At 58.4% G+C, this 21114-nt stretch carries 18 protein-coding genes; 12 read left to right on the top strand and 6 right to left on the bottom strand.

What is annotated here, in order from left to right; all coding sequences use genetic code 11:
* Nucleotides 1-84 precede the first annotated feature (84 nt).
* The 8 genes from ACTWLJ_RS16095 (at nt 85) to ACTWLJ_RS16060 (ending at nt 11438) form a co-directional block, all read left to right on the top strand.
* Nucleotides 85-399, top strand: a complete 315-nt coding sequence (locus tag ACTWLJ_RS16095) for a DUF883 family protein (RefSeq protein WP_025113166.1) — start codon at nt 85-87, stop codon at nt 397-399.
* A 2-nt stretch (nt 400-401) separates the two neighbouring features.
* Nucleotides 402-788, top strand: a complete 387-nt coding sequence (locus ACTWLJ_RS16090; protein WP_401213402.1) for a phage holin family protein — start codon at nt 402-404, stop codon at nt 786-788.
* Entirely contained in the window at nt 785-1123 is a 339-nt protein-coding gene (locus tag ACTWLJ_RS16085) for a hypothetical protein (RefSeq protein WP_401213405.1), read from the top strand. The genes ACTWLJ_RS16090 and ACTWLJ_RS16085 overlap by 4 nt, the downstream gene beginning before the upstream one ends.
* Before the next feature lie 124 nt (nt 1124-1247).
* Nucleotides 1248-2411: an EAL domain-containing protein gene (locus tag ACTWLJ_RS16080; RefSeq protein WP_445177534.1), complete on the top strand. Its 1164-nt coding sequence runs from the start codon at nt 1248-1250 to the stop codon at nt 2409-2411.
* Nucleotides 2412-2479: 68 nt separating this feature from the next.
* Complete coding sequence (locus ACTWLJ_RS16075) at nt 2480-3808, top strand: deoxyguanosinetriphosphate triphosphohydrolase (protein WP_445177533.1); 1329 nt, start codon at nt 2480-2482, stop codon at nt 3806-3808.
* A gap of 350 nt (nt 3809-4158) precedes the next feature.
* Entirely contained in the window at nt 4159-4785 is a 627-nt protein-coding gene (locus tag ACTWLJ_RS16070; protein WP_445177532.1) for a response regulator, read from the top strand.
* Nucleotides 4786-4793: 8 nt separating this feature from the next.
* The gene (locus ACTWLJ_RS16065; protein ID WP_445177531.1) at nt 4794-8444 is read left to right on the top strand and encodes a transporter substrate-binding domain-containing protein; all 3651 of its coding nucleotides are present in this window, start codon (nt 4794-4796) and stop codon (nt 8442-8444) included.
* 48 nt (nt 8445-8492) lie between these two features.
* On the top strand, nt 8493-11438 hold the full coding sequence (locus ACTWLJ_RS16060; RefSeq protein ID WP_445177530.1) for an HD domain-containing phosphohydrolase: 2946 nt from the start codon (nt 8493-8495) through the stop codon (nt 11436-11438).
* On the opposite strand, the gene ACTWLJ_RS16055 is transcribed toward ACTWLJ_RS16060, so the two are convergent.
* Together ACTWLJ_RS16055 and ACTWLJ_RS16050 are read right to left on the bottom strand one after the other, a co-directional pair.
* Nucleotides 11439-11921 carry a GAF domain-containing protein gene (locus ACTWLJ_RS16055; RefSeq protein WP_401213422.1) on the bottom strand — a complete coding sequence of 161 codons (483 nt, stop codon included), beginning with the start codon at nt 11919-11921 and terminating at the stop codon, nt 11439-11441.
* On the bottom strand, nt 11918-12808 hold the full coding sequence (locus ACTWLJ_RS16050; RefSeq protein WP_401213425.1) for an ATP-binding protein: 891 nt from the start codon (nt 12806-12808) through the stop codon (nt 11918-11920). Before ACTWLJ_RS16050 ends, ACTWLJ_RS16055 begins: the two co-directional genes overlap by 4 nt.
* Nucleotides 12809-12974: 166 nt before the next feature.
* Between ACTWLJ_RS16050 and ACTWLJ_RS16045 the strand changes: the two genes are divergently transcribed.
* Complete coding sequence (locus tag ACTWLJ_RS16045) at nt 12975-15296, top strand: response regulator (RefSeq protein WP_445177529.1); 2322 nt, start codon at nt 12975-12977, stop codon at nt 15294-15296.
* Here ACTWLJ_RS16045 and ACTWLJ_RS16040 read toward each other — a convergent pair.
* The 3 genes from ACTWLJ_RS16040 to msrB form a co-directional block, all read right to left on the bottom strand.
* Entirely contained in the window at nt 15280-15741 is a 462-nt protein-coding gene (locus ACTWLJ_RS16040) for a MarR family winged helix-turn-helix transcriptional regulator (protein ID WP_445177528.1), read from the bottom strand. The two genes, ACTWLJ_RS16045 and ACTWLJ_RS16040, sit on opposite strands and share 17 nt — an antisense overlap.
* A complete protein-coding gene (locus ACTWLJ_RS16035) occupies nt 15738-16223 on the bottom strand; it encodes a glutathione peroxidase (RefSeq protein WP_401213432.1) in 486 nt (161 codons plus the stop codon). Before ACTWLJ_RS16035 ends, ACTWLJ_RS16040 begins: the two co-directional genes overlap by 4 nt.
* 123 nt (nt 16224-16346) lie before the next feature.
* Entirely contained in the window at nt 16347-16742 is a 396-nt protein-coding gene (gene msrB / locus ACTWLJ_RS16030) for a peptide-methionine (R)-S-oxide reductase MsrB (protein ID WP_445177527.1), read from the bottom strand.
* Nucleotides 16743-16966: 224 nt separating this feature from the next.
* On the opposite strand from msrB, the gene ACTWLJ_RS16025 reads away from it, so the two are divergent.
* Nucleotides 16967-18178: a pyridoxal phosphate-dependent aminotransferase gene (locus ACTWLJ_RS16025; protein WP_401213437.1), complete on the top strand. Its 1212-nt coding sequence runs from the start codon at nt 16967-16969 to the stop codon at nt 18176-18178.
* 305 nt (nt 18179-18483) lie between these two features.
* Nucleotides 18484-19371, top strand: coding sequence for a protease HtpX (gene htpX / locus ACTWLJ_RS16020; protein ID WP_401213439.1), 888 nt, complete (start codon nt 18484-18486; stop codon nt 19369-19371).
* A gap of 201 nt (nt 19372-19572) precedes the next feature.
* On the opposite strand, the gene ACTWLJ_RS16015 is transcribed toward htpX, so the two are convergent.
* Nucleotides 19573-20229: a thiopurine S-methyltransferase gene (locus tag ACTWLJ_RS16015; protein ID WP_445177526.1), complete on the bottom strand. Its 657-nt coding sequence runs from the start codon at nt 20227-20229 to the stop codon at nt 19573-19575.
* Nucleotides 20230-20333: 104 nt separating this feature from the next.
* Here ACTWLJ_RS16015 and ACTWLJ_RS16010 point away from each other — a divergent pair, with 104 nt between their 5' ends.
* Complete coding sequence (locus tag ACTWLJ_RS16010; RefSeq protein WP_445177525.1) at nt 20334-21101, top strand: DODA-type extradiol aromatic ring-opening family dioxygenase; 768 nt, start codon at nt 20334-20336, stop codon at nt 21099-21101.
* Nucleotides 21102-21114: the final 13 nt, after the last annotated feature.

Genomic DNA, 21114 nt, shown 5'->3' with positions numbered 1-21114 from the left:
AAAAGTTGTACCAGTCATTTGTAATGAACCTTCACGCAAGGCTCATACTCGAACGCTTCAGACGTCACTTACGGAGATCCACCCATGGCCAGCATCAAGGCAAAGACTGCTCAAGAAATCCTGATGAACGACTTCCAGACTCTGGTCGCCGACACCGAACGGTTGCTCGAGCACACCGCCACCCTGGCCGGCGATCAGGCAGATGAGCTGCGCGAACAGATCCACGACAGCCTGCTGCGCGCCCGCGAAACCCTGAAACTGACCGAAGACACGCTGCGTGATCGCGGTCAGGCTGCGGTGACCGCCACCGAAGATTACGTGTCGGCCAACCCTTGGCAGTCGGTCGGCATTGCTGCCGGCGTCGGCTTTCTGATCGGCCTGCTGGCTACTCGGCGCTGATTATGTCGATCGGCGAATCCGGCCCGGCGTCGGGCACAGCTTCTTCCACGCGGCGTCTTGGCGCCGCTGTTCTTGGCTTGCTGCACAGTCACGTCGAATTGTTCGGCATCGAACTGCAAGAACAAAAAGCACGCACCGTCAGCCTGCTGCTGTTCGCAGGTCTGGCGCTGGTGTTTGCGCTGCTGTTGCTGGTTGGCTTGTCGACCCTTGTCATGATCGTGTTCTGGGACACCTATCGCCTGGCCGCAATCATTGGCTTGTGCGTGTTCTACACCTTGGCCGCGATCTTCTGTGGACTGCGCCTGAAAGCGGCGGTCTTCGATGAATCCTCACCCTTCCACGGCACGCTCGAAGAGCTGGCCAACGACCGGGAGCGCCTGCTGCCATGAGCCTGCCTGAACTTCCGCACAACAGCTCACGTCAGGAAATGCGCAAGGCACTGATCCGCCTGCGCATGGAAATGCATCGTCAGGAAATCCGCCATGAAGTCGGGCAAGTACTGCAACCCTTGCAGCGCGTGCGCGGCATGACGCAAAACCTGCAAGGCGGTTTCGGTATCAAACACGCGCCGTTGTGGGGCGTGGCCGCTGTCACCTTGTTGGGATTTCTCACCGGCAAAGGTACGAAAAGCGGCGGCGTCGGTGGCCTGACCCGGTTGATCCGCCTTGGCACCAGCCTCGGGCCGCTGATCAGACTGGTCATGCAGAGTTCCGCCAAGCGCTGAGCTCATGCTTCTGGCGGCATTCTTGCAATATCGGCGGGATGAACCTCTTGATCCAGAGGTTCAATCCCGCACGCCTATCCGGCCGGTCGGGGTTCAACCCGAACAAGAATACTAAGGAGGCCTCGTGATCGACGGGCAACCGCTCGCCTGCTTTCAGCCTTTCATCGATACCGCCACCGGGCGTATTGCCGGAATAGAAGCACTTGGCCGCTTGCGTCAGGTCGATGGTCAACTGACCTCGGTCGGGCCGCTGTTCGCTGACCCGCGCACCCCGGCCATCGCGCTGCGTCGTCTGGATCGGCAAATCCGCGACCATGCCTTGAGCCGTTTTCATGAGGCGCCCGCCGACTGGTTTCTAAGCCTGAACATGTCGCCACGCTGGATCAGCCGGTTGCGCTCGGATCAGGCCCTGCCCAGCCTTAAACAAATGGCGCGACACGGAGTCGATCCGCAACGCATTGTGTTCGAGATCACCGAACTGGGCGGCAACAGTCAACGGCTAGCCGAAGTGGTCAAGCGCTACCGCGAGGCTGGCGCCCGGATTGCCATCGATGACTTCGGCGCCGGCTACTCGCAACTCGATCGGGTACTGGCGTTGCAACCGGATATCCTAAAACTGGATATGCGTCTATTCCAGGCCGCCGCACTCGGCGGCCCCAGCAGTGACGTGGTCAAGGCACTGGCGCAAATGGCCGAGAAGACCGGGTGCTGGATCATCGCCGAAGGGGTCGAGACCGAAACGCAACTGAATTTCGCCCTTGAATGCGGTTCGCGCTACGTTCAGGGTTTTCTGTTCGCCCGGGCGCAGGAAGCGTTCTATGCCACCGATGCTTTCGTGCCGCGCTTCGCCGAACTGCGCCAACGCTACGTGAAGCAAAAACTCGCCGAACGCGGCCATTTGATGCAGATGCGCCACCAGCTCGCGGAACTGATGTCGATCCTGCAAGCCTGGGCTCAGGCGCATGCGCCGCTCAGTGCATTGCCGCAACTGGAAGCCTTTCCCTGGCTGCTGCGTTTCTATCAATGCGATCGCCACGGCACGCAACTGACGCCAAATCTTGAATGGCGCCAACATGGCTGGTTCGCGGATAACCGTTATCTGGGGCATAACTGGTCATGGCGCCCGTACTTCTATCACCTGCTGGCCGAAGGCTGGGAAGAGCGGCGCCTGACGCTGTCGAACACCTACCGCGACGCCACGACCAACCAGTATTGCCTGACCGCAGGACAGTTTTTCGACAACGGCGAACGGCTGCTGCTGATCGATATTGATGCAGCAGGTTTGTAGTTCCGCTTGCAGGTCAGGGTCCGAACCGGGAAGCTAAGGCACCAGTCACCCGACGGAGAGAATCAGCCTTGGATTGGCAAACCCTGCTCAACCGCGAACGTCTTGGAAAACCGCTGCACAGCCCGCAAGAGCTCGGCCGCAGTCCGTTCCATAAAGACCATGACCGCATCATTTTCTCCGGAGCCTTCCGGCGCCTGGGCCGTAAGACCCAAGTGCATCCGGTGTCCAGCAACGATCATATTCATACGCGCCTGACCCACTCGCTGGAAGTCAGTTGCGTCGGCCGTTCTCTCGGCATGCGCGTGGGCGAAACCCTGCGCAGTGCCCTGCCCGAATGGTGCGATCCGGCTGACCTGGGCATGGTCGTGCAATCGGCCTGCCTCGCGCATGACATCGGCAATCCACCGTTTGGTCACTCCGGTGAAGACGCGATCCGTCACTGGTTCCAACAGGCCGCCGGACGTGGCTGGCTCGACGGGATGAGCGAAGTCGAACGTGGTGATTTTCTCAATTTCGAAGGCAATGCCCAAGGCTTCCGCGTACTGACGCAACTGGAATACCACCAGTTCGACGGTGGTACACGACTGACCTACGCGACCCTCGGCACTTATCTGAAATACCCGTGGACCGCACGTCACGCCGACTCCCTCGGCTATAAGAAACACAAGTTCGGTTGCTACCAGAGCGAACTGCCGCTGCTTGAGCAGATCGCGCACAAGCTCGGCCTGCCGCAACTGGAGGACCAGCGCTGGGCACGGCATCCATTGGTGTACCTGATGGAGGCTGCCGATGATATCTGCTATGCGCTGATCGATCTGGAAGACGGTCTCGAGATGGAGTTGCTGGAATACGCCGAAGTCGAATCGCTGCTGCTTGGACTGGTAGGCGATGATCTGCCGGAAACCTATCGTCAGCTCGGCCCACAGGACTCACGTCGGCGCAAACTGGCGATCCTGCGCGGCAAAGCCATCGAGCACCTGACCAACGCCGCCGCCCGGGCCTTTGTCGAGCAACAGTATGCACTGCTTGCCGGCACGTTGCATGGCGATCTGGTCGAGCACATGCACGGCCCGGCCAAACGTTGCGTGTTGAATGCCAAGGACATGGCTCGCAAGAAAATCTTCCAGGACAAGCGCAAGACCCTGCATGAAATCGGTGCCTACACGACACTGGAAATCCTGCTTAACTCGTTTTGCGGAGCGGCGCTGGAGCAACATGGTGGTCGTACGCCGTCATTCAAGAGCCGGCGCATCCTTGATCTGTTGGGCAATAACGCGCCAGACCCGCATGGCCCGCTGCACAGTTCGTTTTTGCGCATGATCGATTTCATCGCCGGTATGACCGACAGTTACGCCAGCGAGATGGCTCTGGAAATGACCGGACGCTCCAGCCACTGACGGCATTCATCTCAACCGGTCAGAACCACTGTCCGGTTGAGTGATCGTCAGGGATGAAGAACAACTACAATCCGTGGAGCAAATATTTCACACCGATACTAAACTCCGTTTAAACATGAAAAACCCCAACAGAACATCTACCTAATCATCATCCGACAAACCGTTTAAAACATCCTGACAAATAAAAAAGCACAAACTTCCTTACGCCACACCTAGTTGAACCGTAGTAGCTTTCCTTTTACTTTGTAGGAATTATCCTATATTGCCGCTGGAGCCATGTCAGTCCATGCGAGCGCTCATACATCTGAGCTAAGGTGCGCGCTTTATTCGCGCACGTATGGGATTTGATTATGAACTCCGTTTTTATTGTCGATGATCACCCCGTCATCCGACTTGCCGTTCGAATGCTCTTGGAGCATGAAGGTTACAAAGTCGTCGGCGAAACCGATAACGGGGTCGATGCCATGCAAATGGTCCGCGAATGCATGCCTGACCTGATCATCCTCGATATCAGCATCCCCAAGCTGGACGGCCTCGAAGTACTCGCCCGATTCAATGCCATGAGCACGCCCCTCAAAACCCTGGTATTGACCGCACAATGTCCGACACTGTTCGGTATTCGTTGTATGCAGTCTGGCGCATCGGGTTATGTCTGTAAGGAAGAAGACTTGAGCGAACTGGTCAGCGCCATCAAAGCTGTTTTATCCGGTTATAACTATTTCCCCAGTCAGGCTTTAAATCCGGTGCGCAGCGATGATGTGCGTTATGCAGAACTGGAACTTTTCAAATCCGTGAATGACCGGGAACTTATGGTTCTTCAGTTATTTGCCCAAGGTCGTACCAACAAGGAAATTGCCAAAGGCATGTTCCTCAGTAACAAGACCGTCAGCACCTATAAGAAACGCCTGATGCAGAAACTCAAAGCCAAGTCCCTGGTAGAACTTATCGAGATGGCCAAACGTAACGCGCTAGTGTGAGAGCCAGGATGCCCAGTCGTTTAAAGGTCTATCTCGTTGGATTGTTCGCCGGCTTGTGCCTGAGCTTTCAGGTCTCTGCCACTTTCGTCACCCCGCAGGACTATGTCCTTCGCAGTCGGTCGACCTACGAATCGACGCCTGCATCCCTGCAACCCTCACAACGGCAATGGCTGCAAACCCGCAACGTACTGGTACTGGGCACATCTGCCCCGGATTACCCTCCGTTTGACATGACTGCCAGCGGCCGCGACTACGAAGGTTTCACCGCTGACTATGCCGGATTACTGAGCCAGGCCACCGGGTTACCGATCAGGATCAAGCGCTTCGCCTCCCGGGACGCCGCATTGCAGGCACTGACGGTTGGCGAAGTCGATATTCTCGGCACTGCCAACGGTTTCGAAGCGAGCAACGCCAACGTCATGCTCTCCACGCCATATGCCATCGACCAGCCCGTACTCGTCACCCGTGAGAACGAAACCCGCTCGCTCAGTAACGGCCTGGCGGGATTGCGACTGAGCATGGTCTATCACTATCTTCCGCAGGATGAAGTCAAAGCCCTGTATCCAAAAGCCATCCTCACGTCCTACCCGTCCTACCAGAATGCAATCAATGCCGTGGCGTTCGATCAGGCTGATGTATTTCTCGGCGATACCATCTCCACCCACTACATGATCAACAAGGGCTATCTGAACAACATTCGCATGGCCAATTTCGGCAAACAGGAAGCCCATGGCTTCAGCTTTGCCGTCAACGCAAACAATCCGCAGTTGCTCGGCATCATCAATAACGTGCTCGATGCCATACCAGGCAGTGAGCGGGACAACATCGCCAAACGCTGGAGTGCTGGTAGCGACATCCTGCTGACTGACCAGAAACTGCAACTGACCCGACCAGAGGAAGAGTGGCTGAAAGAGCATCCGGTCATTCGGGTCGTCGTCAATGAGTCCCACGCTCCACTGACGTTCTTCGACAGCGACGGCAACTTTCGCGGCATCACCGCAGACTTGCTGGAAATTTTGCGTCTGCGTACCGGATTGCGTTTCGAAATCAGGCGCAGCCGTAGCGATGGTGAAATGATCGACCAGATCAATCATCAACAGGCCGATCTGATCGCCGCACTGCTGCCCAGCCCTGAGCGAGAGAAAAACCTGCAATTCAGCCGGCCTTACCTGGAAAATTCCTACGTGCTGCTGACACGCAAATGTGCCGACAGTCCGAGCCATTTGACCCAACTCAAAAACAAATATCTGGCGATCGCCCAAGGCAATCCCATGGGCGAATACCTGCGCCGGGAATTCCCGCAGATCCGCCTGATTGAAACTCCGGACACCTTCGGTGCCGCGACATTACTTGCCGAAGGCAAGGTGGAAGGCACCGTCAGCTCACTAGTGATCGCCAACTATCTGATTTCGTCGCGAATTTTCGAACATCCGCTGCAGATTACCACCACTCTGGGCACACGCCAGGCCGCTTTCTCGCTGGCCACTGCCCGCGGCAATACAGAATTGGGATCGATCCTGGACAAGGCATTACTCAGCATTACTCCCGAAGAGCTGGGTGTCATCAACAGTCGCTGGCGTGGCTTTTCAACCGCTGCGCAGAGCAATTGGCACCATTACCAACGCGTGTTTTATCAGGTTATTTTCGGCGCATGCCTGCTACTACTGCTGTCGCTGCTTTGGAATGCCTACATGCGCCGTCAGATCAATCAGCGCAAAGAGGCCGAGCGGGCACTGAATGATCAGTTCGAGTTCATGCGTTCGCTGGTCAACGGCACACCTCATCCCATCTACGTGCGCGACTGCCAGGGTCTGTTGCAAAGTTGCAACGACAGCTATCTCGAAGCCTTCAACGCCAAACGCGAAGACGTGATCGGAAAAAGCGTGATGCAAGGCACGCTCAGCAATGCCTTCGAGGCACAGGCTTTCCAGGCAGATTATCAACGGGTAATAGCCGAAGGCACGCCACTAGTGCTTGACCGTCCACTGCACATCGGTAACCGACGACTGACGATCTATCACTGGATTCTGCCCTACCGCGACTCCAGCGGCGATGTACAGGGGATCATCGGTGGCTGGGTCAACATCAGTGAACGCCATCAGCTACTTGATGAATTACGCCTGGCGAAGGAACAGGCCGACGACGCCAGCCGCGCCAAAAGTACGTTTCTGGCGACCATGAGCCACGAAATCCGCACCCCCATGAATGCCGTGATTGGCATGCTTGAACTGACGCTCAAACGCATGGCCCAACAGCACCCGGACCGTTCGTCCATTGAAACCGCGTACCACTCCGCCAAGGATCTGCTGGAGTTGATTGGCGACATTCTTGATATTGCCCGAATCGAGTCCGGACGTCTGAGCTTGAGCCCCGAGCGAGTCAATCTGATCGAAACCGTGGCCTCTGTGGTGCGCATTTTCGATGGCCTGGCACGCCAGAAAAACCTGACGCTGCCACTGACCATCACTCCCATGGGGCTCGATATCGATGTGCATCTGGACCCGATGCGCTTCAAACAGATCCTGTCGAACCTGATCAGTAACGCCATCAAGTTCACTGAACATGGGCAAGTCAGGGTCAACCTCGAGGTAATGCCAACCGCTACGGCCGGCCGCTCGATCATTCAGTTGACGATCCAGGACACTGGCATCGGTATCAGCGCCGAAGATCAACAGCGATTGTTCGAACCTTTTGCCCAGGCCGACAACGCCCACCAGCAACCCCGCAGTGGTGCTGGCCTGGGACTGGTCATCAGCCGCAATCTATGCGAAATGATGGGCGGCCAGATGCAACTGAGCAGCCAACCTGGCATCGGAACCCAAGTCAGCCTGTCGCTGCCCTTGAAAACGCATCCAGGCGAAGTGATTCGTTCAAGAGCCGAACCTGCGATCCGGGTATCTTTCACACCGCTGAATATTCTGGTAGTGGACGATCATCCTGCCAACCGTCTGTTGATGTGTCAGCAGCTTGAGTTTCTCGGTCACCGTTTCAGTGTTGCCGAAGAGGGCCGAAGCGCTCTCGAGAAATGGCAAGCCAACGAGTTCAATCTGGTGATCGCCGACTGCAACATGCCCTTGCTCAATGGTTATGAACTGACCCGGGCGATCCGCCAGCTGGAACAACAAACCGGGCGACCGCCGTGCACCGTGCTGGGATTCACCGCCAACGCTCAACCTGAAGAAGTACAACGCTGCAAACAGGCCGGCATGAACGATTGCCTGTTCAAACCGCTCAGTCTCAGCGCCCTGAGCGAATGGATCAACGAGCTGCAACCGGCCTCCCCCGCCCCCGCCCCGACGTTCAGCCTCCGCGGACTCAGCCAATTGACGGGCGGCAATCCTGAACAGATCAAGCGTCTGCTCCTGGAGTTGCTCAACAGCAGTCGCCTGGATCGCCAGGAACTGCTGGCCCTGTCGCCAAAGAATGACTCTAAAGCGTTGGCCGAAGTCGCACACAAGATCAAAGGTGCAGCGCGGATCGCTCAAGCCTCGCGCCTGATCGCCTGTTGCGACGCACTGGAGCATGCCTGCGCCCAAATGGAGCCAGCGCAAACCCTCGCACTCTGCAGCCAGGCCACGGACACGGCGATGGTCGAACTGGAACAGGCATTACTGCAACAACTGGAACAGCCTCACAAAAGCAAAATGACCGAGCCTTAACTATGCTTGGGCGCTGAGCAGTGTGTTTATCCTCATGGAGATTGAGCAATGCCAAGCCCACTGCGCCCGGATCAACGGCGATTTCCGCTGCACGTGCACATCAGTGTCATGTTCACGTTTCTGCTGTTGCTGACCGGCGTGGTGCTGGGCCTGTTCAATTACCGCCAGACAACTCGCGTCATCCTTTCGAGCAGCGAGAACCTGTTCAATCGCATCGAACAGGATGTACGTCTTGATCTGCACTCGACATACGAGCCGATTCGGCACTTGCTGAGTTTGCTGGCCATCAATCCTGCGAGCGAGTCTGCGAATCTTGAGCAACGTCTGGCGCTGCTCAAGCCGTTCAGTCAGTCGCTCAAGGACAACCCCGATCTCGCTTCGCTGTACCTCGGTTACGCTAACGGCGACTTTTTCATGGTGCGCCCGTTGCGCACCGCCGCACTGAAAAGCCTGTTCAAGGCTCCGGAGGCCGCCGCCTATCAAGTCTGGAGCATCGAGCATGACGCCAGCGGCAAAGCGTCCTCACAGTCACTGTTTTTCGATCAAGCGCTAGAACCCATCGGCCACCAGGACAATCCCGACGACAGCTACGATCCGCGCAGCCGCTCGTGGTACTCGAACGCCATTGCCCAAGGCGATCAGATCACTACCGAACCCTACGTGTTTTTCTCCACCCACAACGTCGGCACGACCCTGGCGCGGCGCAGCGGTGCGGCAAGCGTGATCGGCGCCGACCTGACTCTGGCCGCGCTCTCCGCGACGTTGACCAAACATGTGGTGACCCCGGCCACTGAAATCGTCCTGTTCGATGCCGAAGGCAATGCCGTGGCCTATCCCGACAGCAGCCGTCTGATCGTTGACGACCGCACCGCACGTCTGGCCAAAGCTGCTGACCTGAGCCCGACCCTGCATGCACTGCTATCGACAGAGCAGCAGGGCAAACGGCTTGAGGTCGATGGGCGCCAATGGATCGTCGCCCGTAGCAGCCTGCGAGAGGGCGGACCGAAGGGTTTACAGATGGCGTTGCTGGTGCCGGAAGACGAATTGCTGGTGGATGCCTATCGCATGCGCTGGCAAGGCGCATTGATAACCCTGGCGACATTGTTGCTTTGCTTGCCGCTGGGCTGGTTGATCTCGCGAATTCTGGTCAAGCCGCTGCACGCCTTGGTCAAAGAAGCGGATGCCATCCGCAGTTTCGATTTCAACTTTCCGGTCACCCGCCGCTCTCCGGTACTGGAAGTCGATCAGCTAAGCCTGTCGATGGCGCGGATGAAAGACACGCTGGCGAGCTTCTTTCGTATCACCGACAGCCTGTGCGCCGAAACCCGTTTCGCCCCGCTGTTGCAACGCGTGCTATTTGAAACGGTGCACATCGCCCAGGCCCAGGCTGGCCTGATCTATCTGCGCGAAAGCGATGGCAACCGGATGGAGCCTTACGGACTGGTGATCGACGATGTTTCCCAGACGCTGGAAGACTTCGACATTCAGGGCCACGACCTGCAAGCGAATCAAGGGCCGGAGTGGTTCCAGCAATTGGTCGAGGCGGACAATGTGGTGAGCAATCTCGGCTTCGAACAGGCCGGGGATCTGCAAAAAATCCTGCTCGCGATGACCTCGCCCCGGGTGCATCTGATCGGTATCCGTTTGCGCAATCGGCATAACGAAACCATTGGCCTGCTGATACTGCTGATAAACGACAGCGGCGCCGCTCAGGATCTGGAAAAACTGCGCCCCGACCGCATCGCTTTCCTGCAAGCCGTGTCCGGTGCCGCGGCAGTCAGCATCGAAAGCCAGCGCCTGCAAGCGAAGCAGAAACAACTGCTCGACGCCTTCATTCAATTGCTCGCCGGTGCCATCGACGCAAAAAGTCCTTACACGGGTGGCCACTGCCAACGCGTACCGGAACTGACCATGATGCTGGCGCACGCCGCTGCCGCCAGTCAGGCACCGGCCTTTGCCGCCTACCAACCAGGCGAAGACGATTGGGAAGCCTTGCACATCGCGGCCTGGCTGCACGACTGCGGCAAAGTCACCACGCCGGAGTACGTGGTCGATAAAGCCACCAAACTGGAAACCCTCAACGACCGCATCCACGAAATCCGCACCCGTTTCGAAGTGCTCAAGCGCGATGCCTGGGTCAGCTACTGGCAGGCACTGGCTATGGGCGGCGACAACACGCAACTGAGCGAACTGCGCAACGCCACCCTCGCCGGTCTGGACGATGATTTCGCCTTCGTTGCCCGCTGTAATCTGGGCGGGGAAGCCATGGCCGAAGCCGATCGGCAACGACTCAACAAACTTGCGCAACGCACCTGGACGCGCACGCTGGATGACCGCCTCGGGGTTTCATGGGAAGAAAATCGGCGACAGGCACGAACGCCGGCATCGCAGTTGCCGGTCAGCGAGCCGTTGCTGGCAGACAAACCCGAGCATCTGTTCGAGCGCGGGGAAAGCGAGTTGATCCCTGAGGACAATCCATGGGGGTTCAAGCTTGACGCCCCGCAATACAAATACAACCGCGGCGAGCTGTACAACCTGAGCATTGCGCGCGGCACGCTGACTCGGGAAGAGCGCTACATCATCAACCATCACATGGTGCAGACCATTCTGATGCTCAGCCACCTGCCCTTCCCCGGCCACCTCGACAGCATCGCGGAAATCGCCGGCGGCCATCACGAAAAAATGGACGGCACCGGTTACCCGAAACGCCTGAAGCGCGAAGAGATGAGCCTGCCTGCACGGATGATGGCGATTGCCGATATTTTCGAAGCACTGACCGCGGCGGACAGGCCTTACAAGAAAGCCAAGACCCTGAGTGAGGCGCTGGGCATCATGGCGACGATGTGCCGCGATGCCCATATCGATGCGCAATTGTTCGGTCTGTTCATCAACGATGGCGTGTACATGCAATACGCCACGCGCTTTCTCGAGCCCGCGCAAATCGACGCGGTAGATCCGGCCAGCCTGTTACGCAAGGCCGGTCTGGCCGCTTGATCAGCAGTCGGTCAGGCGCAGGAAGATCGCCGCCAACTGCTCGATTCCGGCCTGATCCTGCGCGCCGAAACGCGCCAGTTTCGGGCTGTCGAGGTCGAGCACGCCGATCAGACGACCGTCCTTGACCAACGGCACGACCAGCTCACTGTTCGATGCGCTGTCGCAGGCAATGTGGCCGGGAAAAGCGTGCACGTCTTCGACGCGCTGGGTCTGCAAAGTGGCCGCCGCCGCGCCACAAACGCCGCGCCCGAATGGAATGCGCACGCAGGCAATCTGGCCCTGGAATGGCCCGAGGACCAACTCTTCATTACGGTTCAGATAGAAACCAGCCCAGTTCAAATCATCGAGCTGGTTGAACAGGAACGCCGAAAACTGTGCGGCGTTGGCGATGAAGTCGCGCTCGTCCGCCAACAGCGATTCCAGTTGCGCGGCCAACATGCCATAGCCTTCGAGGCCTTGGCCGCTCTGTTGCAAATCAATCATGCCTTGTGCTCCAACAATTTCAGTCCCACCCAGTAACGGGCGAATTGGTACGCGCAACGTCCGTTGCGATTGCCGCGACCGGTTGCCCAGCGCACGGCAAGGATGTCCAGCTGTTCATCGCGCTGCCAGCTCAGGTTGGCCTTGGCGGCCAACTGGCCGATCCAGTGCTCGACGACATTGAGGAAGTGTTCCTGGGTGAACGGGTAGAACGACAGCCACAGGCCAAAACGATCGGAAAGCGCGATCTTGTCTTCCACTGCTTCGCTTGGGTGCAGTTCGCCATCGACGCGTTTCCAGTTCTCGTTGTCGCTTTCCTTCTCCGGCACCAGGTGGCGGCGGTTGGAAGTGGCGTACAACAAGACGTTGTCCGGGGCTTGTTCGAGCGAGCCATCGAGCACACTTTTCAGCACGCGATAGTCGCCTTCACCGGACTCGAAGGACAGGTCATCACAGAACAGTACGAAGCGTTGCGGCAGCTTGCCGATCTGTTCGACCACTCGCGGCAGGTCAGCCAGATGGTCGCGCTCGATCTCGATCAGACGCAGACCGGCGCCGGCGTGTTCGGCCAGCAGTGCCCGCACCAGCGACGACTTGCCGGTACCACGCGAACCCCAGAGCAGGGCATGGTTGGCCGGCATGCCATCGAGAAATTGCCGGGTGTTGCGCCCCAGTTGCTCCAGTTGACGGTCAACGCCGATCAGGTCGGACAGACGCATGTCGAGGCTGACTTCCAGCGGCAGCAGATAACCGCTGCGCCCGTCGCGCTGCCAGCGTGCGGCCAGACAAGTGTTCCAGTCGATCACCGGCCGAGTGGCCGGCAACAGCGGTTCGATCCGTGCCAGAACCGACTCGGCACGTTCAAGAAAAGCATTCAATCGGGAATCCACGTCTTCTCCTCGGGCACGTTCACAGTGATGATGGCGATCCTGCGACAATGCACAGATCCAGTTTTCCGCTCCAAGCCTTGTTACAAGGCGATTCGGGAACCTCGGCATCCATACATGATCGACTATGCTTGAGCAGCGAAGGGAAACGGAAGTGGTTCAACACCCCATGGATATCAAATTCACCCACCGGCTGTCTTACAAACAGGCCCGGCTTACCGTGCTGGTCGGGTTCATATTGGGCACGCTGCTCAGCCTGCTGCAAATCGGCATCGATTATGCCAGTGAAGACGCCTCTATCAACCGTGAAATCCTGTCTTTACTGGAAATCAGCCACAATCCGGCGTCCCGTATCGCCTACAACATCGACGCCGAACTGGCCCAGGAACTCACCTTGGGACTGCTACGTTCGCCGGCAATCATTTCCGCGCAACTGACCGACAACAACGACAACGTACTCGCCAGCGTCAAACGACCGGGACTGCAAAGCGGTTATCGGGTGATCAGTGACTTCCTGTTCGGCGCCAAACGCGAGTTCAACGACCGTCTGTACCTTGACCATCTGCCGACCGAATCTTTGGGCGTGCTGAAACTGGAGGTTGATACTTACGCGTTCGGCAGTCGTTTTTTGCGCCGGGCAGAAGTCACCCTGCTTAACGGTTTTGCCCGTAGCCTGATCCTCACCGGCCTTCTGCTCGCGCTGTTTTACGTGATGCTGACCAAACCGCTGGTGCGGGTCATCCGCGAACTTAGCGGACGCGACCCGCGCAGCGCCGAGGCCACAACCCTGGAATGCCCGGCAGGGCACGCCAACGACGAGATCGGCGTGCTGGTCAAGGTTGCCAACCAGCAATTTGAAAACATCGCCACGGAAATCCAGCAGCGACGCAACGCCGAAAACCGTCTGACCGAATACCTCGGACAACTGGAACACATCGTCTCGGCACGCACCGCTGAACTGAAAGCGATCAACGCCCGGCTCAGCCAGTCGAACGAGGAACTGGAAGTCGCCCGCAGCACCGCGCTCGATATGGCCGAGGCACGATCAGCCTTTCTCGCCAACATGAGCCACGAGATTCGCACCCCACTCAACGGCCTGCTGGGCATGATCGCCCTGTCACTCGACGGCCCACTGAACGCCGAACAGCAGCAACAACTGTCCATTGCGCATGACTCGGGCAAGGTTCTGGTCGAGTTGCTCAACGACATTCTCGATCTGTCGAAATTCGATGCCGGGCAACTGGAACTCGAACACATCCCGTTCGATCTCGGCTCACTGGTTGAAGACACCGCCAACCTGCTGTCGCAGAACGCCGCGCCGAGTGTCGAACTGACCTGCCTGATCGACCCGCAATTCCCGGCATTGGTGCTCGGCGACCCGACCCGGGTACGGCAGATCGTCAGCAACCTGCTGTCCAATGCGCTGAAGTTCACCCGTTTCGGCCGGGTTGATGTGCGTTTGTCTGCGTACAAGGACGGCGTACGCATCGAGGTCTGTGACACCGGTATCGGCATCGCCCAGGATGCGCAGGTAAAAATCTTCCAGCCCTTTACCCAGGCCGGCGCCGGCATCACCCGCCAATATGGCGGCACCGGGCTTGGACTGGCGCTGACCTATAACCTGTGCGAAGCCATGCAGGGGCGACTGACCATCAGCTCCGAAGCCGGGTTCGGCAGTCAGTTCTGCGCCGAACTGCCGCTGCCTTGCCACACCCGTGCGGTGGTTCCGGCACCGCTACACGGCAAGGTGCTGGCAATCACCGCCGCCAGCAGTGGACTGGCCGAGTTGCTCAAGACCTTGCTGCCGGGCTGGGGCATTGAATATGAACAGCGCTCGATGGACGACCCGTTACTCGGCCTGTCCCCCGACGTGCTGATAACCGATTGCCCGGAATGCCTGTTCGCCCTGCGCCCGACCCTCAGCGTGCCGATCCTGGTGGTCACTGCTTACGGCAGCTTCATGCCCAGCGAGGAAGCCGCCGCACTTGCCCCACTGCAACAACAGGCTCGCCCACTGGCGCGCAATGCGTTGTATCAATCCCTGCGGCGAGTTCTGCAAGCGGATGCCACCAGCATTAACGACGCGCGTCTTGAATCACTGCCAAGCCGCCGTCGCGGGCGAGTGCTGCTGGTCGAGGACAATCCGGTCAACCAACTGGTAGCCAAAGGCATGCTCGGCAAACTCGGTTGTGAAGTTGTGGTAGCGGCGCACGGCGCAGAGGCGCTCGATCAACTGGAGCACGACGCCTTCGATCTGGTTCTGATGGATTGCAACATGCCAGTCATGGATGGCTACGAAGCGAGCCGGCAGATTCGCCAGAGCGGACGCTGGCCGAACCTGCCTATCGTCGCGCTGACCGCCAACGCCATGTCCGAGGAACGCGAACGTTGCCGTGCAGCGGGCATGAGCGATTATCTGGCTAAACCATTTCGCCGCGAAGAACTCGCGGCGTTGCTGGACCTGTGGATACCGACTACAACGCCGCTTTGACCTGCCCGAGCAAATGATCGAGGCCGTCGCGCAACTCACTCAAGCGATCCAGATCGACACCACTGTCACACAGCAACCGGGCCTTGATCGGCCCGACCTGCTCGCGCAGTGCCAGCCCTTCTGACGTCAGACTCAAGTGAACTTCACGTTCATCACGCGTCGAGCGACGACGTAGCACCAATTGCAACTGCTCAAGACGCTTGAGCAGTGGCGTCAGCGTGCCGGAGTCCAACAGCAGACGCTCACCCAAGGCCTTTACCGTGGGCTGCTCAGGCGCAGTTTCCTGCCATTCCCACAACACCAGCATCGCCAGATATTGCGGGTACGTCAGGCCAAGCTGATCGAGCATCGGCTTGTAGGCGCGAATCACCGCCCGGGACGCGGCGTACAGCTTGAAGCACAACTGACTGTCGAGCTTCAACGAATCAACGGGCAGGTCGTTCATTTCAGCAGGGCTTCAATCTCGCGGCTCAGATCCTGCGGCTTGGTGGCCGGCGCGAAGCGTTTGACCAATTGGCCGTCCTTGCCAATCAGGAATTTGGTGAAGTTCCACTTGATGCCCTGAGAACCGAGCAGGCCCGGCGCACGCTTCTTCAACTGCACGAACAGCGGATGAGCGCCGGTGCCGTTAACTTCGATCTTCTTGAACAGCGGGAAACTCACACCGAAATTCAGCTCACAGAACTCGCTGATCGCACCTTCGTTGCCCGGCTCCTGCTTGCCGAACTGATTGCACGGAAACCCCAGCACCACCAGACCCTGATCCTTATAGGTCTGCCACAACTCTTCCAGACCCTTGTACTGCGGGGTGAAGCCGCACTTGCTGGCGGTGTTGACCACCAGCACCGCTTTACCGGCGAAATCGGCCAGGGTCTTTTGTTCGCCTTTGATGGTGGTGCACGGGATATCCAGCAGGTTGTCGCTCATGTGTGCGCACTCGGAAATGAAGAAGAAGGGATAAACATAGCGAGCAATTGAATTGCGTGCAATTTAATAAATCAATAAAAAACCTGTTGGAACCGCCACTGGCGGCTCCAACAGGTCATGCGATTACTCGCGAGGAACCAGATCCAGACACACCGAGTTGATGCAATAACGCAGGCCAGTCGGCGGCGGGCCGTCCGGGAATACATGGCCCAGGTGCGCATCGCAACGGGCACATTTCACTTCGGTGCGGATCATGCCGTGAGTGGTGTCACGGATTTCCGTCATGGCGCTCTCGCCAATCGGCGCGTAGAAGCTCGGCCAGCCGCATCCGGAGTCGAATTTGGTCTGGGAGTCGAACAGCGCCTCGTTGCAGCAGACGCAGTGATAAACGCCATCGGTTTTAGTGGCGTTGTACTTGCCGGAGAACGGTCGCTCGGTAGCACTGAGGCGGCAGACCTCGTACTGCTGCGGGTCGAGCATGGCTCTCCATTCTTCCAGGGTTTTTTCCAACTTTTCCATCATCACACCTCAGCGGCTGAAAAAGCCCGATCTGTACCTTTTCCACGGATCGGGTGGCACGTATGATTGCGCCTCGTCACACGCCAGTCTGGCAGTCAGACCGGGCGCATTCAAACGGATTCTGAGCGCCACGGCGCAAGACGTCCGCCTGTGCGAAGACGCAGGAATCCCAGTACGGTTGTCCATCCGCCGTCTGGATCGTTCATTTTCGGGATCACATCGCCATGCAGTTCAGCAAATCGAACAAGCTCGCCAACGTCTGCTACGACATTCGCGGCCCGGTGCTCAAGCACGCCAAACGTCTGGAAGAGGAAGGCCAACGCATCCTCAAGCTGAACATCGGCAACCCGGCGCCCTTTGGTTTCGAAGCGCCGGACGAAATCCTTCAGGATGTGATCCGCAACTTGCCGACTGCGCAGGGCTATAGCGACTCCAAAGGCCTGTTCAGCGCGCGCAAGGCCGTGATGCAGTATTACCAGCAGAAGCAGGTCGAAGGCGTCGGCATCGAAGACATCTACCTCGGTAACGGTGTGTCCGAGCTGATCGTGATGTCGTTGCAGGCCCTGCTCAACAACGGTGACGAAGTGCTGGTGCCAGCGCCGGACTATCCGCTGTGGACTGCCGCCGTCAGCCTGGCCGGCGGTAATCCGGTGCATTACCTGTGCGACGAAGGCGCCGACTGGTTCCCCGATCTGGCTGACATCAAGGCCAAGATCACCCCGAACACCAAGGCTCTGGTGATCATCAACCCGAACAACCCGACTGGCGCGGTGTATTCGAAGGAAGTCCTGCTGGGCATGCTCGAACTGGCGCGCAAGCACAATCTGGTGGTTTTCTCCGACGAAATCTACGACAAGATCCTCTACGACGACGCCGTGCACATCTGCACCGCATCGCTGGCCCCGGATCTGCTGTGCCTGACCTTCAACGGCCTGTCGAAGTCCTACCGCGTGGCCGGTTTCCGCTCCGGCTGGATCGCGATCTCCGGGCCGAAGCACAATGCCCAGAGCTACATCGAAGGCATCGACATGCTGGCCAACATGCGTCTGTGTGCCAACGTGCCGAGCCAGCATGCGATCCAGACTGCACTCGGCGGCTATCAGAGCATCAACGATCTGGTGCTGCCGCAAGGTCGTCTGCTGGAACAGCGCAACCGCACCTGGGAATTGCTCAACGACATCCCGGGCGTCAGCTGCGTGAAGCCAATGGGAGCGCTGTATGCGTTCCCGCGTATCGATCCGAAGGTCTGCCCGATCCACAACGACGAAAAATTCGTGCTCGATCTACTGCTGTCCGAAAAGCTGCTGGTGGTCCAGGGCACCGCGTTCAACTGGCCATGGCCAGACCACTTCCGCGTCGTCACTCTGCCCCGTGTCGATGAACTGGACATGGCCATCGGACGCATCGGCAACTTCCTCAAGACCTACCGCCAATAACCGGCCATCAGTGCGCAACGGCCCAAAACGTTGCGCACTGTCTGATTCAGCAACACTTCTGCATCACCAGCCCCCCAGCGCCTTCTACACTTGCGATTCAATCAGATCATCCGCACCTGACGTAACGGCGGCGGGTGATGGCTGTCTGTCGTCTGTTGCAGTTTCGGCCGGGGGAACAGGCGCAAATACCGAGGAATCTGCTGTAGGACACAGTTTGAAATAGTCACTCAGTTGAATAGCCCGGTGCAGCACCTTATATACCCCGCAGTACGCTACATCTTTAGCTTGAGGAGATTTCTACAACCATGATGCGCATCCTGCTGTTTTTGGCCACTAACCTGGCGGTCGTGCTGATAGCCAGCATCACCCTGAGCCTGTTCGGCTTCAACGGGTTCATGGCGGCCAACGGGGTTGATCTCAACCTTAGTCAGCTGCTGGTTTTCTGTGCGGTCTTTGGTTTCGCCGGTTCGCTGTTCTCGCTGTTCATCTCCAAGTGGATGGCGAAGATGAGCACCAGCACCCAGATCATCAGCCAGCCACGTACCCGGCATGAGCAATGGCTGCTGCAAACCGTCGAGCAACTGTCCCGCGAAGCCGGGATCAAGATGCCCGAAGTCGGTATTTTCCCGGCCTACGAGGCAAACGCCTTCGCCACCGGCTGGAACAAGAACGACGCACTGGTCGCGGTCAGCCAGGGTTTGCTGGAACGGTTCTCGCCGGATGAAGTGAAGGCGGTTCTTGCCCACGAAATCGGCCACGTTGCCAACGGCGACATGGTCACCCTGGCACTGATCCAGGGCGTGGTGAACACCTTCGTGATGTTCTTTGCGCGGATCATCGGCAATTTTGTCGACAAAGTGATCTTCAAGAACGAAGAAGGCCAGGGCATCGCTTACTACGTGGCGACCATCTTCGCCGAACTGGTACTGGGCATCCTCGCCAGCTCGATCGTCATGTGGTTCTCGCGCAAACGCGAATTCCGTGCAGACGAAGCCGGTGCTCGCCTGGCCGGCACCGCCGCGATGATCGGCGCACTGCAACGCTTGCGCGCCGAACAGGGCCTCCCGGTGCATATGCCGGACACCCTGAACGCCTTCGGTATCAACGGCGGCATCAAACAAGGGTTCGCTCGCATGTTCATGAGCCACCCGCCGCTGGAAGAGCGTATTGACGCTTTGCGTCGTCGCGGTTGATCCGTCCGATGCAGTAAACAAAAGGCCCGCAGTGATGCGGGCCTTTTTTTGTTTGCTTGATTTATGGGGTGATCTTGCTGGCCCCATCGCTGGCAAGCCAGCTCCCACAGGGTTCCGGGATGTTCTTTCAATCTCCAGCACACCAAAAATCACTGTGGGAGCTGGCCTGCCAGCGATGAGGCCTGCATTGCGGGAAAAATTCTACCGGCCAGAAACCCGATAAACCCGCTCCTCCAGCCGCGTCACGCCCGCCTGCAAGAACTTCCAGCTCTCGCCCAACACATCCTGCTCTTCGAGCATCTGCACCTGCCAGGCGCCGCTCAGCAGTTGCTGAACATCCCCATCACCCACCGCAAACGGCGGCCCCGGCATCTGCGTCTGATCGTAATCCAGGGTAATCAGCAGACCGCAAAAATCCGTCGGCAGGATTTTCTGCAGATGCGCCGCATAACGCTCGCGCATCGGCGGTGGCAAAGCGATCAGCGCAGCGCGGTCATACAGCGCAGCACAATCCGCGACATCCGCTGCCGTCAGCGCAAAAAAATCACCGACCCACAACTCGATCGAGTGGGCGCGATATACCTTGAACGCGCCCTCCTCGATGATTTGCGGTTCCAGTTGCTGCTCGCGAAAGAAATCTTCCACAGCCTGCTCCGACAACTCGACGCCCAGCACCTCATGCCCTTGCTGCGCCAGCCAGCGCAAATCCAGACTCTTGCCACACAACGGCACCAGCACACGGGTCTGCGCAGCAAGCGCCAGAGATGCCCAATGCCGCTGCAGATAAGGGTTCACCTCCGGCAGATGGAAGCCGATCTGGTTCGAAGCCCACTTCTTGTGCCAAAACTCGGGCTGCATGTCTAACTCCCAAAAATTCGATTAAAAAGCGCTAAAACTTATATTAGATTTAGATCAATGATCTGCCTGAAGATGAGGTCATCTTACCGCTCAGGAGCCTTTCCATGTTTCCCAGCCTGTATATCTCTCATGGCTCACCGATGCTGGCGCTTGAGCCCGGGGCCAGTGGTCCGGCCCTCGCGCGATTGGCTGCCGAGCTGCCGCGGCCAAAAGCCATCGTGATTGTGTCCGCACACTGGGAAAGCCAGGAGCTGCTGGTCAGCAGCAATCCGCAGCCAGAAACCTGGCACGACTTCGGCGGCTTCCCCCGCGCACTGTTTGAAGTGCAATACCCGGCGCCGGGAAATCCGCAACTGGCCAACGAAGTCGCGGCCTTGTTGACTGCCAACAATCTACCTGCACGCCTTGATCCGCAACGGCCGTTTGATCACGGCGTCTGGGTGCCACTGTCGTTGATGTACCCGCAGGCCGATATTCCGGTGGTGCAGGTTTCACTGCCCAGCCGTGGTGGCCCGGCACTGCAAACCCGTGTCGGGAAAGCACTGGCAGGCCTGCGTGAGCAGGGGGTTCTGTTGATCGGCTCCGGCAGCATCACCCACAACCTGCGTGAGCTGGACTGGCACGCTGGCCCGGAAAGCGTCGAGCCATGGGCCAGAGACTTCCGTGACTGGATGATCGACAAGCTCGCCGCCAACGATGAGGCGGCGCTGCACGACTACCGCCAGCAGGCTCCGAACGCGGTGCGCAGCCATCCGAGTGATGAACATCTGTTGCCACTGTATTTTGCGCGAGGCGCCGGGGGCGAGTTCAGTGTTGCGCATCAGGGTTTCACAATGGGCGCGCTGGGTATGGATATCTATCGCTTCGGCTGATGTAATCGCTAGC

The sequence above is a fragment of the Pseudomonas sp. McL0111 genome, from assembly GCF_052567255.1.
This window is presented reverse-complemented; position numbering and strand designations above follow the sequence as displayed.

Excerpts from the sequence above, each read along its gene's own strand:
- msrB (WP_445177527.1), bottom strand. The coding sequence starts at position 16,742 with ATGGAAAAGTTGGAAAAAACCCTGGAAGAATGGAGAGCCATGCTCGAC.
- ACTWLJ_RS16065 (WP_445177531.1), top strand. The coding sequence starts at position 4,794 with ATGCCCAGTCGTTTAAAGGTCTATCTCGTTGGATTGTTCGCCGGCTTG.
- ACTWLJ_RS16010 (WP_445177525.1), top strand. The coding sequence starts at position 20,334 with ATGTTTCCCAGCCTGTATATCTCTCATGGCTCACCGATGCTGGCGCTT.
- ACTWLJ_RS16015 (WP_445177526.1), bottom strand. The coding sequence starts at position 20,229 with ATGCAGCCCGAGTTTTGGCACAAGAAGTGGGCTTCGAACCAGATCGGC.
- ACTWLJ_RS16090 (WP_401213402.1), top strand. The coding sequence starts at position 402 with ATGTCGATCGGCGAATCCGGCCCGGCGTCGGGCACAGCTTCTTCCACG.
- ACTWLJ_RS16035 (WP_401213432.1), bottom strand. The coding sequence starts at position 16,223 with ATGAGCGACAACCTGCTGGATATCCCGTGCACCACCATCAAAGGCGAA.
- ACTWLJ_RS16055 (WP_401213422.1), bottom strand. The coding sequence starts at position 11,921 with ATGATTGATTTGCAACAGAGCGGCCAAGGCCTCGAAGGCTATGGCATG.
- ACTWLJ_RS16095 (WP_025113166.1), top strand. The coding sequence starts at position 85 with ATGGCCAGCATCAAGGCAAAGACTGCTCAAGAAATCCTGATGAACGAC.
- ACTWLJ_RS16070 (WP_445177532.1), top strand. The coding sequence starts at position 4,159 with ATGAACTCCGTTTTTATTGTCGATGATCACCCCGTCATCCGACTTGCC.
- ACTWLJ_RS16025 (WP_401213437.1), top strand. The coding sequence starts at position 16,967 with ATGCAGTTCAGCAAATCGAACAAGCTCGCCAACGTCTGCTACGACATT.
- ACTWLJ_RS16085 (WP_401213405.1), top strand. The coding sequence starts at position 785 with ATGAGCCTGCCTGAACTTCCGCACAACAGCTCACGTCAGGAAATGCGC.
- ACTWLJ_RS16060 (WP_445177530.1), top strand. The coding sequence starts at position 8,493 with ATGCCAAGCCCACTGCGCCCGGATCAACGGCGATTTCCGCTGCACGTG.
- htpX (WP_401213439.1), top strand. The coding sequence starts at position 18,484 with ATGATGCGCATCCTGCTGTTTTTGGCCACTAACCTGGCGGTCGTGCTG.
- ACTWLJ_RS16040 (WP_445177528.1), bottom strand. The coding sequence starts at position 15,741 with ATGAACGACCTGCCCGTTGATTCGTTGAAGCTCGACAGTCAGTTGTGC.
- ACTWLJ_RS16045 (WP_445177529.1), top strand. The coding sequence starts at position 12,975 with ATGGATATCAAATTCACCCACCGGCTGTCTTACAAACAGGCCCGGCTT.